A 15,822-nucleotide genomic window follows, 5' to 3' on the forward strand; every position below is an offset into this window, starting at 1 on the left:
CGACGGACCGGTGCCGGGCCGGATCAACGGCCGAAACTCGCCAGCTTCGCGCGTAGCTGGAGCACGGATTTCGTGTGGATCTGACTGACCCGGCTCTCGGTCACCCCGAGCACATTGCCGATCTCCGCGAGCGTGAGGCCCTCGTAGTAGTACAACGTGACGACGGTCTTCTCGCGCTCGGGGAGCGTGTTGATCGCCCGCGCCAGGAACCGCCGCAGTTCCCGGTCCTCGGCGACCTCCACGGGGTTGTCCGCGGCGGTGTCCTCCAGGGTGTCCATCAGGCTCATCCGGTCGCCGCCCTCGCCGCCGACGTGCAGCAGCTCCTCCAGCGCCACGACGTTCGCCAGCGACAGCTGGCTGAACACGGCGTGGAGTTCGTCCACCGCGATGCCCATCTCGGCGGCGACCTCGCTCTCGGACGGGGTGCGCCGCAGCCGCGCCTCCAGGGTCGCGTAGGCCCGCTCGACGTTGCGCGCCTTCTGCCGCACGGAGCGCGGGATCCAGTCGAGCGCCCGCAGCTCGTCGATCATCGCGCCCCGGATCCGGGTGATCGCGTACGTCTCGAACTTGATCTCGCGGTCGATGTCGAACTTCTCGATCGCGTCAATCAGCCCGAACACTCCGGACGACACGAAGTCGGCCTGTTCGACATTGGCCGGCAGACCGACGCTCACCCGGCCCGCGACGTACTTGACCAGGGGCGAGTAGTGCAGGATCAGCTGCTCGCGCAGCCGCTCGTCACCCGTCGCCTTGTAGGAGCGCCACAGCTCGTCGAGCGTCGCGGGGGCCGGAGGGCGCACGTCGACGCGGGCGGCGGGGGGAACTGCCGCCCGATCGGACCCGGAGGTGTGCTGGGGCATTCGTCGCCTTGTGCCGTTCTGCCGTGAACTGGTGATGCCTGCGCGAGGTGTCGGGGTGGTGCCGAGTTGCCGCCTGCGTGGGGATTCACGTGAGCGTAGCGTGACTGGAGCGTCGCGGTGCGCGAAGAGGACGGGAACCCCCGTGCGCAGATTCGTTCCGGCGGGCGCCCCGCAGGCTCACGCCCCTCGCGTTGCGCGACCCCCGTGAAGCGTCAACTCCCGCGAGCCGCCGGGCTGTCGGAGCGGTCGCCCGGACGGCCGAACACGCCCGGTCAGCACCTCCCCCGATCCGATGAGACGGAGATCATGGCCTGGCGTGTCAACTTCCAGCCGTCGCCGTGTCGTTCGACGTAGCCGAGCGAGCGGAGTTCGTACAGTCTCCCGACCGCGTCGTCCAGCGTCGTGCCGGCGCCGCGGGCGATCTCCCCGGCCGCCGCGGTCCGGCGGGCGGGGACCGCTGCGAGCACGTGGCGGGCCTCGGGGTCGAGCAGGTCCCGGGGCAGCACCGGGCCCCGCCGGTCGGGCGCCAACTCACCCATCTCACCGACCAGTTCGGCGATCTCGGCGGCGTCGGTGACCAGCACCGCGTCGCCGCGCAGCAGTTCGTGCACACCCGCCGACAGCCCGCTGGTCGCCGGTCCGGGCACGCCCATCGTGAAGCGTCCCAGCCGCTGTGCCGCGCGGGCCGTGGCGAGTGCGCCGCTGCGGTACGCGGCCTCGACGACCACGGTGCCGCGGGTGAGCGCGGCGATGACCCGGTTCCTCAGGATGAACCTGCTGGGCGTGGGGTGCTCCCCCGGCGGCAGCTCCCCCACCACGAGTCCCTGCTCCGCGATCCTGCCGATCAGCTCGGTGTGCCCACGGGGATAGGACCGGTCCACCCCGCAGGCCAGTACGGCGACGGTGGCGCCGCCGGCGCCCAGAGCCCCGCGGTGGGCGGCCGCGTCCACCCCGTAGGCCCCGCCGGACACGACGACCCAGCCCCGTTCGGCCAGGCCCGCTCCCAGCACCGCCGCCATGTGGGCCCCGTACTCGGTGCAGGCCCTGGCCCCGACGACGGCGACGGACCGCAGGGCCCACATCCGCAGGTTCGCCCGCCCCCGCACCCACAGCCCGATGGGCCGCGTGTCCCCCAGGTCGTCCAGCTGCCCGGGCCACTCCCCGTCCCCGGGACAGACGAACCGTGCGCCGGCCTGCCCCGCCTGTGCCAGGTCCTGCTCCGGATCGGCCCGCCGGGCTCGGGCCCGCAGACCGGCCCACCGCCTCTCCGACGCCCCGGGCAGCGGCCCGTCGTCCCTGGTGAGCCGTCGCACCACCGCGCGGGCACCGAGCTCCCGCAGCCACCGCCCGCCGAGTTCGTCCCCCGGTTCGACGACCCGGGCGAGGAAGATCCGGTCGAGCCGCTCGCCGGTGGGAACGCGGTGGGATGCGGGGCCCTCGTCCCCCGGCTCCTCCTCGCCCGTGCCGGCCGCACGGCTCATGACAGCGCCCCGATCGCCATCGGCACCCCGCGCGGGACCCCGGTCCGCAGTTGCAGGGCGAGCGCGACGTCCACGCTGTCGGGGCGGTCGTGCCCCACGAGGTCCGCGACGGTCCAGGCGACCCTCAGCACCCGGTCCAGTCCGCGTGCGGTCAGCACCCCGCGTTCCAGGCCGCGTTCGGCCTCGTCCATCGCGCCGGGTGCCGCGTGCCACCGACTGCGCAGCTCCCGGCCGGGGATCTCGCTGTTGGTCCGCCAGGGGGTGCCGGCCAGCCGCAGCGCCGCCCGCTCCCTGGCCACCCGGATCCGGTCGGCGACCACCGCCGTGGGCTCACCGCGCGCACCGCGCTCCGTCAGCTGCGCGCGCGTGACACGGTCGACCTCCACCCTGAGATCGACGCGGTCGAGCAGAGGACCGGAGAGCCGCGCCTGATAGCGGCGGACGGACGCGGGCGGGCACTCGCACAGCTCCTCCTTCAGCGAGAACCGGCCACACGGGCACGGATTGGCGGCGAGCACCATCAGGAACCGCGCCGGGAAGCGCACCACACCCGCACTGCGGGCGATCACCACATGCCCGCTCTCCAGGGGCTGCCGCAGCGCGTCCAGCACCTGGCCGCTGAACTCGGGCGCCTCGTCCAGGAAGAGCACTCCACGATGAGCGAGGGACACCGCTCCCGGCCGTGCGATGCCCTGCCCCCCGCCGACGAGCGCCTGCATGGTGGCCGAGTGGTGGGGGGCGCAGTACGGCGGCGTGTCGACCAGCGGCTTGCCCGCGGGCAGCAGGCCCGCCACCGAGTGGACCGCCGTGACCTCCAGCGACTCCTGACGGGTGAGCGACGGCAGGACGGCCGGGAGACGCTCGGCGAGCATGGTCTTGCCCGCGCCCGGCGGCCCCTGCAGCAGCAGATGGTGCCCGCCGGCCGCGGCGACCTCCACGGCGGTCCGGGCCGGGAGCTGGCCGACGACGTCGGCGAGGTCGTGTCCGTGGTCGTGCTGTGCGGCGCCCGCGCTGTGCATGCCCGTGGCGGCACCCACACCGGGCATGCGCAGGCCCGCCATCAGCGGGTCCGGGCGGCCGTCGTCCGGCTCCTCGTCGGGTACCGGTTCGTCCGTGAGTACGGCGATGAGCTGGCGCAGGCTCCGTACGCCCAGCACGGAGACACCGGGCACCAGCGCGGCCTCCGCCGCGGCGCACTCCGGGACCACCACCTGCTCGTAGCCCGCGTCCGCGGCGGCCAGCACGGCGGGCAGGATGCCGCGCACCGGCCGCACCCGGCCGTCGAGCCCCAGCTCCCCGATCATCACGATGTCGGCGAGCACCTTCGGATCGATCCGCTCGGCGGCACCGAGGACGGCGCACGCCACGGCGAGATCGAATCCGCTGCCCGCCTTGGGCACCGACGCGGGGCTGAGCCCCACGGTCAGCTTCTTCTGGGGCCACTCGGCGCCGGAGTTCACCACCGCCGCCCGCACCCGGTCCCTGCTCTCGGTCAGGCTCTTGTCGGGCAGCCCCACCAGGGTGAAGGCCGCGATGCCCGGCTCCAGGTCGGCCTGGACCTCCACGAGCACGCCCTCGACGCCCACGAGCGCCACCGAGCATGTACGGGCGAACCCCATCAGGCCGCCCCCCTGACGTGTTCCACGACGGGCGCGCCGCGGTCGGGGAGCGACACCCCGACGACGTCGACACGGACGCCTCCCGGTGGCGCTGCTCCGTGTTCCTGCAGCCAGCGTTCGGCCAGGCCGCGCAGACGTTCCGCCTTGGCGGGCGTCACCGCGGCCATGGGGTGTTCGAACGATCCCGCCCTGCGGGTCTTGACCTCGCAGACGACCAGCGCGTCACCGTCACGCGCCACGATGTCGATCTCGCCGGTCCGTCCGCAGCGCCAGTTGCGCTCCAGGACCGTCATCCCCGCCTCGGCCAGCCGTCGTGCGGCCAGCTCCTCGCCGTACCTGCCGAGTGCACCGCGTGCCTGGGACGTGTTCATGTCGGCACCACCTCCGGCGCCAACACTGAGGGCTGATCGGCCCACCGTGGGATCTTGGTGGACACGTCAGGGGTTGGGGAAAACTCGCTCACCCATTCGGGTGAAGAGGGCCTCCCCGCGTCAGCCGGTCAGCCGCCCGGCAGCTCCAAATCGCTCTTGTTGAGCTCCTCAATGTTCACGTCCTTGAACGTGAGGACGCGCACCTGCTTGACGAACCGGGCCGGTCGGTACATGTCCCACACCCAGGCGTCCGCCATCGACACCTCGAAGAACACCTCTCCCTGGACCGAGTGCACCTGCATCTCATAGTCGTTGGTCAGATAGAAACGCCGCTCGGTCTCGATCACGTATTTGAACAGCCCGACGACATCTCGGTACTCCCGGTAGAGCTTGAGCTCCATCTCGGTCTCGTACTTTTCGAGGTCCTCGGCGCTCATGGCATGTTCCCCTTCAGCCGTGCGTCCCCCTATTGTGCGTCAGCCCCGTGAGCCCCTAGACGATTTCCGTGTCGAGGATCTCGGGCCTGGCCGGAGGACCGTCGTCGAGCAGCCTGCGCAGCAGCTCGGCGAGTCTGGTTGGATACACCGTCTCATGTGACCGGGTCAGTTCCTGACACGTCCACCAGCGCGATCCCACGACGCTGCGGCGCTCCAGGTCGGTCAGCCCGGCGGCCTCGGTCACGGTCTGGCTGGTACGGGCCAGGTAGTACCACTCGTCCTGGTTCCAGCGGCGTCCCGCGAACGGGAAGGAGCACTTCCGCCGCCACAGCACGGGGCCGAGCTCGACGTCGGTGATGCCGGTCTCCTCGGCGAGCTCCCGCAGGGCGGCCTCCTCCCGTGTCTCGTCGCCCTCCAGTCCGCCGCCGGGGGTGAACCACCAGTCGTCCGCCGGATCGTCCGGCTCGTGCCCGTGCAGCAGCAGAATGCGCTCCCGCGGGTCGAGGAGCACCACCCGGGCCACCTTGCGCACACCGTCCCTGGACGCCTCCAGTTCGGCGGCCGCCTGCTCGGCCCCGGGCCGACCGTCGCCGCCCCCACCCTCGTACGGCACCTCAACGGACACTGGCGGACTCCTTCCGGGTCGCGCGGGCCCGCCCGCCCAGGCGCCCCGCGATCGATCCGTACGCTCCGCCGCCCAGCACGAGCACCGCGCCGACCACGATCGCCACCGTGACCGGTCGCAGCGGCCCGGGAGAGGACAGCGGGCCGAGAACCTCGAAGCCGGCGGGGCGGGCCAGCATGCCGTCCATGGGCCACACGACGGCGTCGACGCGCGCGTCCACGGCGGTGCGCGGCACCGTGCCGCTGCCGGCCTCCGTGAGGTGTGCCGTGGAGTCCAGGGAGCCTCTGCGCTCGTCACCCAGGAGGAACAGCCGCCCCTCGGGGACCGTGATCTCCGGGATGCCCATCACCTCGGCGGCCTGACCCGAGGGGAGATACGGTTCTTCGATCTGCTTGCCGTTGACGGTCAGCTGGCCCTTCGTGCAGCACGCCACCGTGTCACCGCCGACCGCGACGACCCGCTTGACCATGGGCGTGTCGCCCCAGCTCTTCTCCTTGAAGACCACGACGTCGCCACGCCGGATGTCGGCGTCGTCGACGTGCTCGGCCAGGATCCGGTCCCCGGCCGCGATGGTGGGGGCCATGGAGTCGGTCGGGACGGTGTACGGCCGGTAGACGAGTGCGGCCCACCCGAAACCGCCGAGGAAGAGCACACAGCCGAGGGCCACGGCCAGCCCCGACAGCACGCTGCCGAGCCGTCCGCGGCCCTCGTCGTCACGGTGTGTCGTCCCGCTCATCCCAGTGCTCCCCGGTCTCGGAGGATCGACCTCCCCCGCCTCGTACCGGGGGCGTGGAAGATCGGAGATCCGGGACGGCACCCTACCCGGCGGTACCGCTGCCAGAAACCCTCCCGCCGGCGGCGGTGAGGAGGCGGCGCCGACGCCAGAACACCAGCGGCACCGCGCCCGCGAGACCCAGCGCACCGGGGGCGGCGGCGCTCAGATCCTGGTCGAAGGTGTCGGGAACCGGCAGCGTGGCCCAGCGAGTGGGCGGCCAGGCGATCACGATGGCACGGCCCACGACGTTGTCCACGGGCACGAAGCCCTCGTTCTTGTCGCTCTGGTGGTAGCGGGAGTCCAGCGAGTTCTGCCGGTGGTCACCCATGACCCAGATTTTGCCTTCGGGCACCGTCACCTTGAACTGACCACCCTGGTCGTCCACGGTGCACGGAGTGTTGCCCGGGTAGACGTACGACTCGTCGAGCGCCTTGCCGTTGACCTTCAGCGGACCCGTGCCGTTGCACTCGACGGTATCGCCCGCGACCCCGACGACCCGCTTGATCAGGTCCTTCTCCTCGGCGGACGGCATCAGGCCGATCCAGCTGAGCACCCGCTGCACGGGGTTGGGCTGGGGCGTGGGCTCGCCGGCCAGCCATCCGTCGGGGTCGTTGAAGACGACGACCTCGCCGCGCTCCGGCTCGGAGCCGAACCACGGGGTGAGCTTGTCGACCAGGACCCGGTCGCCCTGCTGGAGGGTGTTCTGCATGGAGTCCGAGGGGATGGAGAACGCCTGCACCAGGAACGTCTTGATCAGCAGCGCGAGAACGAGTGCGATACCGATCAGGAGCGGCAGCTCCTTCCAGAAGGAGCGCGGCTTCTTACCGGGTTCCTCCGCCTCCCCGTCGCCCGGGGTGTCCATGGTGTCCGGGGTGTCCGTACCCCCCGGGGGGTTTTTCCCGGAGCCGGGGGAGACGCCCTGGCCACCGGGGCCTTCCGCGCTCCCGGAACTCACGCCGTCCTTCGCGGCCGGGGAAGCCGCTGCGTCGGGCCGCTCCGGCCGCTCCTCGGGGCCATCCTGTCCGGACCGTGCGCCGACCGCCACGTCCCCCACATCCACTCCTCACTCCGTACCGCCGCCCGCGCCGCATCCGGAGCAGGCCCACCACTCCCATAACGAGCGGGAGTTCCGCAGGGGTCGGGAGCGGGATCAATTCGTTCGGATCCGCGGAGGCCACCCTATGCGACGTGCCCAGGGCGGTAGCCGACCCGTCGGGCACGGTCGCGAACGTGTCCCGCTGCTCCAGGCCGCTCCAGTGACCGATCGGCCAGCCGATGTAGACGGCGCGGCCGACGACGGCCTCCTCGGAGACGGTGCCGTTGTACTCGTCGGCGCGGTGGTAGCGGGAGTCGGCGGAGTTGGCGCGGTGGTCGCCCATGACCCAGAGGCGGCCCTGGGGCACCGTCACCTCGAACTTGATCTCCGACGGTACGTTGTCGGAGTGGACGTAGGACTCGTCCAAGGGCGTGCCGTTGACGGTGACGCGTCCTTGGGCGTCGCAGCATTTGACGGTGTCGCCGCCGACCGCGACGACCCGTTTGATCAGGTCCTGTTCGTCGTCGGAGGGAAGCAGCCCGATGAACTGCAGGCCCTCCTTGACCTGCTTGACCACGACGGGGTCGTCCTGGGGGGCCGTCGTCTGGTCGCCCTGGAGCCAGCCGCCGGGGTCCTTGAACACGACGACGTCCCCGCGCTGCGGCTTGGAGCCGAACCACGGGGTGAGCTTGTCGACCAGGACCCGGTCGCCGATCTGGATGGTGTTCTCCATCGAGCCCGACGGGATCACGAAAGCCTGGACGAGAAACGTCTTCAGGACCAGGGCTATGAGGACGGCGACACCGACGAGGAGCGGGATCTCCTTCAGAGCCGAGCGGCGCCGTCGTCGTTTGATCTTGCGGGCGAGCTTGCGCCGTTCGACGCGGCTGGGTCGGGCGGCGCCACCGGCCCGGCGGGAGCCGGTGGGCAGCAGGTTGTCGGCGGGGCCGCTCGCGCTCCCCCGCGGCTTGCCGCGACTACCCATGGGCACCGCCCGGGGCGGGCACGCGCGCGTAGGCGTCGGGACGGTCGATTCCGGTCCAGCGGCCGAGGGGCCAGGCGATCCAGTCGGCCCTGCCGATGACCCGGTCCACGGGGATCATGCCGCCGCCGGGCGACCCCAGATGGTCGCGGGAGTCGCTGGAGGCGCTGCGGTGGTCGCCGAGGACGAACAGGGTCCCGTCCGGCACGACCACGTCGAAGGGCACGTCCGACGGGCTGTCCCCCGGATACAGAAACGCCGACTCGTCGACCGACCGGCCGTTCACCTCGAGCTTCCCCTCCCTGTCGCAGCAGACCACGTGGTCTCCCCCCACGCCGACGACACGCTTGACGTAGTCGGCGTCCCCGAAGCGGCCGGTGCCGTCGAACACGACGACGTCTCCACGCTGCGGCTCAGAACCGAAACGGTACGCCAACTTATTTACGAGGACGCGGTCCCCGATCCTCAATCGGCTCTCCATGGAACCGCTGGGAATCTGGAACGGCTGGAGCACGAAGGTGCTGAACAGCAGCAGGAACAGCAGGCAGACCAGGGCGGTCAGGGTGATCCGCCCGCCCGGGACCCAGTCGGCGACCCGGTCCACCCACGAGAAACGCGACCGTCCCTCACGCGTCCCCGGTCCCGAGGGCTCCTCGGATGCCTCCGAGAAGCCCTCGGGGGCGTCCGAGCCGGTCCCGGGGCCGTCCGAGATGGTCTCGGCACTGCCCGGGTCCTGCTCGGGACCGGCCGTCACCGGCCCGGAGTCGTCCGGGCCGGCCTCGGCCTCAGGGGTGCGGAAGGAGCGGTCGCGCTCCACGTGCTGTGCTTCGGTGTCCATCGGAGCCGCATGCTATCCGGCCCGGCCGGGACACCTGAGCGTGCGCTCAGTTCTCGCGCTTCTCCTTGATCTTCGCCGCCTTGCCGCGCAGCTCGCGCAGGTAGTACAGCTTGGCGCGACGCACGTCACCGCGGGTGACGAGCTCGATCTTCTCGACGATCGGGGTGTGCACCGGGAAGGTGCGCTCGACGCCGACGGAGAAGGAGACCTTGCGGACCGTGAAGGTCTCGCGGACACCAGCGCCCTGGCGGCGGATCACGACGCCCTTGAACTGCTGCACACGGGAGCGGTTGCCCTCGATGACGCGGACGTGGACGTTGACGGTGTCACCCGGGCGGAAGGCCGGGATGTCGTCGCGCAGCGACGCGGAGTCGACGGAGTCGAGCAGGTGAGACATTTCGTCTGCTTTCTTCGCTGATGCCACAGGTCATCAACGGGAACTAGATGTTCGATGAGAGTGTCGTGCGAGTCGGGTCGGGCGTCGTTTCCCCCTGCGGCAGGGGCGCACACCGGACGGACGCACAACAGCGGTCTATTCTTCCACGCCCTCTGGCCTGCGCCAAAATCGGCTGTGCGGCTCCCCCTCGGGGTCCGGTGCCCAGCCCAGGATAGAAAGCATCTCGCGGTCCTTCTTGTCGAACGCCTTGGGATCGCAGCGCTCGATCAGGTCGGGCCGATGGAGGGTCGTACGCATCAGGGCCTGGTCCCGGCGCCAGCGCGCGATCTTCCCGTGATGGCCGCTGAGCAGCACGTCGGGGATACCGCGCCCGCGCCACTCGGGCGGCTTGGTGTAGACCGGCCCCTCCAGCAGATTGGCCATGGCGCCGGGCGCGAAGGAGTCGTCCCGGTGGGACTCGGCGTTGCCGAGGACGCCCGGCAGCAGGCGCGCCACGGCTTCCGTGACGACCAGTACGGCCGCCTCGCCGCCGGCGAGGACGTAGTCGCCGATGGACACCTCGTACACGGGCATACGGGTGGCGTACTCGTCGATGACCCGGCGGTCGATGCCCTCGTAGCGGGCCGGGGTGAAGATCAGCCACGGCCGCTCGGAGAGTTCGACGGCGAGTTCCTGGGTGAAGGGGCGGCCGCTGGGTGTGGGCACGACCAGCACCGGCGTGTGGGAGCCCGTCTCGTAGCCGTCAGCGAGGACGGAGTCCAGCGCGTCGCCCCAGGGGTCGGTCTTCATGACCATGCCGGGGCCGCCGCCGTAGGGGGTGTCGTCGACCGTGTTGTGCCGGTCGTACGTCCAGGCGCGCAGATCGTGCACGTGCACATTCAGCTGCCCGCGCACGCGTGCCTTGCCGACGAGCGAGACGTTCAGGGGTTCCAGGTACTCGGGGAAGATCGTGACGACGTCGAGCCGCATCACGCCTCGTCCCCCGAGGCCTCCGAGGAGTCGCGGGACGAGGCGATCTCCGCGCGGTCGTCGATCAGACCGGGCGGCGGGTCGATCACCGCGCGCTGCTCCGCGAGGTCGATCTCCGTGACGATCTCCTCGACGAACGGCACGTAGACCTCGCTGCCGTCCGGACGCTCCACCACGAACAGGTCCTGCGAGGGCAGGTGGGAGATCTCCGTGATCCGGCCGACCTCCCTGCCGTCCACGGTCACCACGTCGAGGTCCATCAGCTGGTGGTCGTAGTACTCGTCCTCGCCCTCGGGGAGTTCCTCCGGGTCGACCTCGGCGATCAGGAGGATGTTGCGCAGCGCCTCGGCGCCGTTGCGGTCGCGCACCCCCTCGAAGCGCAGCAGGAGACGGCCGCTGTGGACGCGGCCGGTCTCGATGGTCAGCGGTCCGGCCGCGGCCGGGTCGGTGGCCAGGACGGCGCCGGGCGCGAGCCGCAGTTCGGGCTCGTCGGTGCGTACCTCGACGGTGACCTCGCCCTTGATTCCATGGGCACGGCCGATGCGAGCGACTACCAGCTGCACTTGCTCGATTCTCCTGATCTACGACCACGGGCCGGGGACGGCCCAGTGGCCCTCCCCGGCCCGAGCCGGTGCGGTGTTTGCGTCAGCGGACGTGATCCACGTCGACGAGGTCGACACGGACACCGCGACCGCCGATGGCGCCCACGACGGTGCGCAGGGCGCGTGCGGTGCGGCCGTTGCGGCCGATCACCTTGCCGAGGTCGTCGGGGTGGACCCGGACCTCCAGTACACGCCCGCGGCGCAGGTTGCGCGAGGCGACCTGCACATCGTCAGGGTTGTCGACGATGCCCTTCACGAGGTGCTCGAGAGCCTCCTCGAGCATGCTCAGGCCTCGGTCGACTCAGCCGCGGACTCGGCGGCGGCCTCGTCCTTCTTGTCGGCCTTCTTCTTCTGGGTGATGGCCTCACCCTTGCCCTCGTCGTCGCCGCCGAGCGCCTCGAAGGACGGACGGGTCGACTTCGGCTCGGCCACGAGCAGCGGCGCCGGGGCGGGCTCGCCCTTGAACTTCTGCCAGTCGCCGGTCTTCTTGAGGATGGCGAGCACGGGCTCGGTCGGCTGGGCGCCGACACCGAGCCAGTACGCCACGCGCTCGGCGTCGACCTCCATCACCGACGGGTTGTACGTCGGGTGGTACTTGCCGATCTCCTCGATGGCCCGGCCGTCACGGCGGGTGCGGGAGTCGGCGACGACGATGCGGTAGTGAGGCGAACGGATCTTGCCCAGACGCTTCAGCTTGATCTTGACTGCCACGGGAGTGGTGTCTCCTGGTCTTGACGTGGTTGGGCACGGCGGATGCGCCGCGTGGGGTTGCGGTACCCGAGTGCCCGATGGACGCGTCAGCCGGAGGAGAGAGGGATCCTGTGCGGCTGTCGAGTACAGCTAGCCATTGTGCCACATCCCGGCGGCCGGCTCCCGCCGCGGGTGCGCCCACCCATGCCTGACGGGCACCCGGCTCGCCGGGTGCCCGTACCGCCGTGCGTCGCGCGCGGGGACCGTTCCCCGGGTGTCGCGGCCGCGTACGGCTGCCACGAGCAGCCGTCGGTACCGGCCCCGCCGCGCTCAGCCCGCCGCCGCGCCGACCACCTCGGGGATGCGGAACGGCTTGCCGCACCCCCCGCACACGATCGGCGCCTGCGCCAGCACGGACGGGACGACGCGGACGTTGCGTCCGCAGTCGCAGACCGCCTTCACCCGGACTCCGCCCCCGGAGGAGCCGTGCCGGGCGGCCGGGCCGCGGAACGAACGGGCGGTGTCGGCGGCGGTCGCGGCGGTGTGCGCCTTCAGCGCACGCTGGAGCCGCTCGATCGTCGGGCGGTAGCGCCGCTTCGCCTCGGGGTTGAGCGTGACCAGTGAAAAGCCGCTGCTGGGATGCGGTTCCTCGGGGTGGTCCAGGCCCAGCTCCTCGGCGATCGCGAGGAATCTGCGGTTGTGGTACCGGCCGGCGCGGGACGTGTCACGCACCCCGCGCGCGGCGGCGATGCCGTGGACTGCCTCGTGAAGCAGTCGTTCGAAGGAGAGCTCGTGCCCGCACGCGGACGACGACTCCCCGATCAGGGACTCAGGGGCGGCTAGATCCGGCAGCTCGGGGTGGTGCCGCTGAATGTCGGCCCACGCCTGCGCCAGCTCTGCGGCGAGTACAGGTGGTGTCGTGCTCACGTAATGACAACGAGCCTGAGTCCCGCTGTGTTCCTATTCCGGGGCATCTCAAATAATTTGCACGTACCCGTCAGTTGCCGCTGATGCGTCCTGACGAGGGCGGGTGCGCTGATCTGCGGAGAAGCCTCACAGCTCCGCCCAAGGGGGTACGTAGCAGTACGTACGCCCGGCGCGTACGCGGCGCCCGCGCGCGGGGGCGACCGGAAGGGCCGGCTGCGCAAGAGGCGTTTCGGCCGCACTCGCGGCGGAACGGGTCGTGTCGGCCGGTACGCGCCACGACGGCGACGTTACCTGGTGCACCATCGGCCCCCGGCACCGACCCGCCCCGGAAAGCCGTCGGGCCGTCGGCCGGGTGGGGCGACGGGTCCCCGGCATGGCGCGATGGTACGGGTCCACGTTGCCGGAATGTGAATTCTCACTACCGTCGAACCCATAGCAGGCACTTCGCAAACCTCACCCCACAGCCCCTGGACTCCGCGACGGGCACGGAGTTTCCTGGCATACGGGGGAAGTGCGAGCGCACTGCACGGGGGGCTGCGGAACCGGACACAGTGGCAACTCTCGGCCGATTGGGGCGCTTTCGATATGACACCTACGCTCGTGCGGCAGCACTTACCTCGCGCGGGGGCGACGCCCCGCGTGGACCGGTGTGCACGCGCGCGTGACTGGGCCGAAATCCAGGAGCGGATGCTCGTTCCCCTCTACGAGGCCGTCTATGAACGGCTGGAGGTGGGGTCCGGTACACGCCTGCTCGGGCTCGGCTGCGGATCAGGGCTCGCGCTGCTGATGGCGGCGTCCCGCGGGGCCGTGGTCACCGGTGTCGACGCGTCGTCCCCGGAACGGGTGGCGCTCGCGCGGGAGCGGCTGCTGCCGGAGACATGGGGCACGCGCGCGCGGGCGGACGCGCGGATCTTCGACGGCGCCCTGGAGAACCTGGCCGAGGCACCCGGCGAACTCCCGTACAACCTCGTCACCGCCTTCGAGCCGATCGGCTGTGTGGCCGGGGACTCGGAAGGGCTGGGCGAACTGCTCGCCGCGGCGACTCCGCTCGCCGCACGGGGAACGCCGGTGGTCCTGGTGGGCTGGGGCCCGCCGGAGCGGTGCGTCGCGTCCTCGGTGCTCCGCGTCGCCACGAAGCTCGCCGACCCGCTGCGCAGCACCCGGGGCTGGCGCCCCGCCCTCCGGGACGACCTCGAGGAGGTCGCCCAGCGCGCCGGCCTGCGTCCCGACGGCTCCGGACGGGTGGCGTGCCCGTTCGGCTACGCGGACCTGGACAGCGCCGTACGGGGGCTGCTGTCGACGGGGTTCTTCGACGCCGCCATCACGGCCACGGACCAGGCCCAGGTCGACAAGGAGCTGGCCGAGGCCCTGCACACCCACAAGCGGCGCGACGGCACGGTGTGGATGCCGAACGTGTTCCGGTACCTGATCGCGCGGACGCCCTGAATTCCACGGCTTCCCGAGCCCCCTCCCGGGGCCGGACTCCGCCACGCGTCGCGTCACGGAAACGGTCCCGGCCGCCCGTACCGGGACACGTACGGGCGCCATGCGTGCGTACGACGCCGGGGAGCGTCCCCGGCGTCGTACCGGGCCCGTCATGTCCGGGCCGCGGGCATCAGCCCATGAACTTCTTGAACTCGTCCGGCAGTTCGAAGTCCTGACCGCCCTGCTGGCCCGGCAGGCCGAACGCGCCACCGGGAGCACCGCCCTGGGCGGCGGCGGCACGGCGGGCGGCCTCCTCCTGCTCCTGCTGCTTGCGCTTCATCGGGTTGCCGGAGCGCTGCTTGCCCTTGGCCTTCTTCGGCTGCTTCTTGGTGCGGCCGGGACCGCCACCCATGCCCGGGATCCCGGGCATGCCCGGCATACCGCCGCCCTGCGCCATGCGGGACATCATCTTGCGGGCCTCGAAGAACCGCTCCACCAGGTTCTTCACGGCGCTGACCTCGACACCGGAGCCCTTGGCGATACGGGCCCGCCGCGAGCCGTTGATGATCGTCGGGTCCGTGCGCTCGGCGGGAGTCATCGACTTGATGATGGCCGCCGTACGGTCGACGTCACGCTCGTCGATGTTGTTGATCTGCTCCTTGATCTGGCCCATGCCCGGGAGCATGCCGAGCAGCTTGGAGATGGAGCCCATCTTCCTGACCTGCTCCATCTGGGCCAGGAAGTCGTCCAGGGTGAAGTCCTGGCCCTTCTTGGACGCCAGCTTGGAGGCCATCTTCTCGGCCTCTTCCTGGCTGAACGTCTTCTCCGCCTGCTCGATCAGGGTGAGCAGGTCACCCATGTCGAGGATGCGGGAGGCCATCCGGTCCGGGTGGAAGGCGTCGAAGTCGTCGAGCTTCTCACCGTTCGACGCGAACATGATCGGCTTGCCGGTCATGTGGCGGATCGACAGAGCGGCACCACCGCGGGCGTCACCGTCGAGCTTGGACAGCACCACACCGTCGAAGCCGACACCGTCACGGAACGCCTCGGCCGTGTTGACCGCGTCCTGACCGATCATCGCGTCGACGACGAACAGGATCTCGTCCGGGCTGACCGCGTCACGGATGTCCGCGGCCTGCTGCATCATCTCCTGGTCGATGCCGAGGCGGCCGGCGGTGTCCACGATGACGATGTCGTGCACCCGGGACTTCGCGTACTCGATGGAGTCCTTGGCGACCTTGACCGGGTCGCCGACGCCGTTGCCCGGCTCGGGCGCGTAGACGGCGACACCCGCGCGCTCGGCGACCACGCTGAGCTGGTTCACCGCGTTGGGGCGCTGGAGGTCGGCGGCGACCAGCAGCGGGGAGTGGCCCTGCTCCTTGAGCCACCTGCCGAGCTTGCCCGCGAGGGTGGTCTTACCGGCACCCTGGAGACCCGCGAGCATGATCACGGTCGGGGGCTGCTTGGCGAAGCGCAGGCGTCGGGTCTCGCCGCCGAGGATGGTGACGAGCTCGTCGTTGACGATCTTGAGGACCTGCTGGGCCGGGTTGAGGGCCTTGGAGACCTCGGAGCCGAGCGCCCGCTCCTTCACGTTCTTGATGAACGCGCGGACCACCGGGAGGGCGACGTCGGCCTCGAGCAGCGCGATACGGATCTCGCGGGCCGTGGCGTCGACGTCCGCCTCGCTCAAGCGTCCCTTGCCGCGCAGGTTCTTGAAGGTCGCTGAGAGGCGATCGGAGAGGGTATCGAACACGGCGACGTCGGTCCTCGGAGTCGGGGGCGTTTTGG

The 15,822-nt window shown here is 71.0% G+C and carries 17 protein-coding genes and 1 pseudogene; 1 reads left to right on the forward strand and 17 read right to left on the reverse strand.

Translation table 11 applies throughout. The features are described 5' to 3' along the window. Positions 1-23 precede the first annotated feature (23 nt). The 16 genes and pseudogenes from whiG to IE242_RS00350 form a co-directional block, all read right to left on the reverse strand. Positions 24-860: an RNA polymerase sigma factor WhiG gene (gene whiG, locus IE242_RS00275; RefSeq protein WP_189854070.1), complete on the reverse strand. Its 837-nt coding sequence runs from the start codon at positions 858-860 to the stop codon at positions 24-26. 272 nt (positions 861-1,132) lie between these two features. Then, positions 1,133-2,341 (reverse strand): DNA-processing protein DprA, encoded by a 1,209-nt coding sequence (dprA, locus tag IE242_RS00280; RefSeq protein WP_189854072.1) that lies wholly within the window; start codon positions 2,339-2,341, stop codon positions 1,133-1,135. Beyond that, positions 2,338-3,960: a YifB family Mg chelatase-like AAA ATPase gene (locus IE242_RS00285; RefSeq protein WP_189854074.1), complete on the reverse strand. Its 1,623-nt coding sequence runs from the start codon at positions 3,958-3,960 to the stop codon at positions 2,338-2,340. The genes dprA and IE242_RS00285 overlap by 4 nt, the downstream gene beginning before the upstream one ends. Next, on the reverse strand, positions 3,960-4,331 hold the full coding sequence (locus IE242_RS00290; RefSeq protein ID WP_189854076.1) for a YraN family protein: 372 nt from the start codon (positions 4,329-4,331) through the stop codon (positions 3,960-3,962). The genes IE242_RS00285 and IE242_RS00290 overlap by 1 nt, the downstream gene beginning before the upstream one ends. A gap of 128 nt (positions 4,332-4,459) precedes the next feature. Then, the gene (locus IE242_RS00295; RefSeq protein ID WP_003965949.1) at positions 4,460-4,768 is read right to left on the reverse strand and encodes a DUF2469 domain-containing protein; all 309 of its coding nucleotides are present in this window, start codon (positions 4,766-4,768) and stop codon (positions 4,460-4,462) included. 55 nt (positions 4,769-4,823) lie between these two features. Continuing rightward, positions 4,824-5,321, reverse strand: coding sequence for an NUDIX hydrolase (locus IE242_RS00300; protein WP_229858292.1), 498 nt, complete (start codon positions 5,319-5,321; stop codon positions 4,824-4,826). 61 nt (positions 5,322-5,382) lie between these two features. Further along, complete coding sequence (gene lepB / locus IE242_RS00305; protein ID WP_189854078.1) at positions 5,383-6,129, reverse strand: signal peptidase I; 747 nt, start codon at positions 6,127-6,129, stop codon at positions 5,383-5,385. A gap of 82 nt (positions 6,130-6,211) precedes the next feature. After that, a complete protein-coding gene (lepB, locus tag IE242_RS00310; protein ID WP_189854080.1) occupies positions 6,212-7,222 on the reverse strand; it encodes a signal peptidase I in 1,011 nt (336 codons plus the stop codon). Continuing rightward, a pseudogene (gene lepB / locus IE242_RS00315) lies at positions 7,110-8,189 on the reverse strand (signal peptidase I); the annotation flags it as partial. The gene lepB (IE242_RS00310) and the pseudogene lepB (IE242_RS00315), both read right to left, overlap by 113 nt. Then, entirely contained in the window at positions 8,182-9,024 is an 843-nt protein-coding gene (gene lepB / locus IE242_RS00320) for a signal peptidase I (protein WP_189854082.1), read from the reverse strand. The pseudogene lepB (IE242_RS00315) and the gene lepB (IE242_RS00320), both read right to left, overlap by 8 nt. A 46-nt stretch (positions 9,025-9,070) precedes the next feature. After that, on the reverse strand, positions 9,071-9,421 hold the full coding sequence (rplS, locus tag IE242_RS00325; RefSeq protein ID WP_189854084.1) for a 50S ribosomal protein L19: 351 nt from the start codon (positions 9,419-9,421) through the stop codon (positions 9,071-9,073). Positions 9,422-9,556: 135 nt separating this feature from the next. Beyond that, positions 9,557-10,390, reverse strand: a complete 834-nt coding sequence (gene trmD / locus IE242_RS00330) for a tRNA (guanosine(37)-N1)-methyltransferase TrmD (RefSeq protein WP_189854086.1) — start codon at positions 10,388-10,390, stop codon at positions 9,557-9,559. Continuing rightward, complete coding sequence (gene rimM / locus IE242_RS00335) at positions 10,390-10,953, reverse strand: ribosome maturation factor RimM (RefSeq protein ID WP_189854088.1); 564 nt, start codon at positions 10,951-10,953, stop codon at positions 10,390-10,392. Before rimM ends, trmD begins: the two co-directional genes overlap by 1 nt. Before the next feature lie 82 nt (positions 10,954-11,035). Then, positions 11,036-11,275, reverse strand: coding sequence for an RNA-binding protein (locus IE242_RS00340; RefSeq protein WP_003973401.1), 240 nt, complete (start codon positions 11,273-11,275; stop codon positions 11,036-11,038). Between the two features lie 2 nt (positions 11,276-11,277). Continuing rightward, on the reverse strand, positions 11,278-11,703 hold the full coding sequence (rpsP, locus tag IE242_RS00345; RefSeq protein WP_030577749.1) for a 30S ribosomal protein S16: 426 nt from the start codon (positions 11,701-11,703) through the stop codon (positions 11,278-11,280). 309 nt (positions 11,704-12,012) lie between these two features. Then, positions 12,013-12,609, reverse strand: coding sequence for a hypothetical protein (locus tag IE242_RS00350; RefSeq protein ID WP_189854091.1), 597 nt, complete (start codon positions 12,607-12,609; stop codon positions 12,013-12,015). Between the two features lie 585 nt (positions 12,610-13,194). Between IE242_RS00350 and IE242_RS00355 the strand changes: the two genes are divergently transcribed. Continuing rightward, positions 13,195-14,055, forward strand: coding sequence for a class I SAM-dependent methyltransferase (locus tag IE242_RS00355; RefSeq protein ID WP_189854093.1), 861 nt, complete (start codon positions 13,195-13,197; stop codon positions 14,053-14,055). A gap of 169 nt (positions 14,056-14,224) precedes the next feature. On the opposite strand, the gene ffh is transcribed toward IE242_RS00355, so the two are convergent. Next, positions 14,225-15,787, reverse strand: coding sequence for a signal recognition particle protein (ffh, locus tag IE242_RS00360; RefSeq protein WP_189854095.1), 1,563 nt, complete (start codon positions 15,785-15,787; stop codon positions 14,225-14,227). Positions 15,788-15,822: the final 35 nt, after the last annotated feature.

Origin of the sequence: Streptomyces poonensis (genome assembly GCF_014650915.1) — a bacterium.
GTDB classification, from domain to species: Bacteria; Actinomycetota; Actinomycetes; order Streptomycetales; family Streptomycetaceae; genus Streptomyces; species Streptomyces poonensis.

What these genes read in the sequence shown, in the direction of transcription:
- lepB (WP_189854078.1), bottom strand. Translation starts at nt 6,129, where the DNA reads ATGAGCGGGACGACACACCGTGACGACGAGGGCCGCGGACGGCTCGGC.
- rplS (WP_189854084.1), bottom strand. Translation starts at nt 9,421, where the DNA reads ATGTCTCACCTGCTCGACTCCGTCGACTCCGCGTCGCTGCGCGACGAC.
- whiG (WP_189854070.1), bottom strand. Translation starts at nt 860, where the DNA reads ATGCCCCAGCACACCTCCGGGTCCGATCGGGCGGCAGTTCCCCCCGCC.
- lepB (WP_189854082.1), bottom strand. Translation starts at nt 9,024, where the DNA reads ATGGACACCGAAGCACAGCACGTGGAGCGCGACCGCTCCTTCCGCACC.
- IE242_RS00355 (WP_189854093.1), top strand. Translation starts at nt 13,195, where the DNA reads ATGACACCTACGCTCGTGCGGCAGCACTTACCTCGCGCGGGGGCGACG.
- IE242_RS00340 (WP_003973401.1), bottom strand. Translation starts at nt 11,275, where the DNA reads ATGCTCGAGGAGGCTCTCGAGCACCTCGTGAAGGGCATCGTCGACAAC.
- IE242_RS00290 (WP_189854076.1), bottom strand. Translation starts at nt 4,331, where the DNA reads ATGAACACGTCCCAGGCACGCGGTGCACTCGGCAGGTACGGCGAGGAG.
- IE242_RS00295 (WP_003965949.1), bottom strand. Translation starts at nt 4,768, where the DNA reads ATGAGCGCCGAGGACCTCGAAAAGTACGAGACCGAGATGGAGCTCAAG.
- IE242_RS00285 (WP_189854074.1), bottom strand. Translation starts at nt 3,960, where the DNA reads ATGGGGTTCGCCCGTACATGCTCGGTGGCGCTCGTGGGCGTCGAGGGC.
- dprA (WP_189854072.1), bottom strand. Translation starts at nt 2,341, where the DNA reads ATGAGCCGTGCGGCCGGCACGGGCGAGGAGGAGCCGGGGGACGAGGGC.
- trmD (WP_189854086.1), bottom strand. Translation starts at nt 10,390, where the DNA reads ATGCGGCTCGACGTCGTCACGATCTTCCCCGAGTACCTGGAACCCCTG.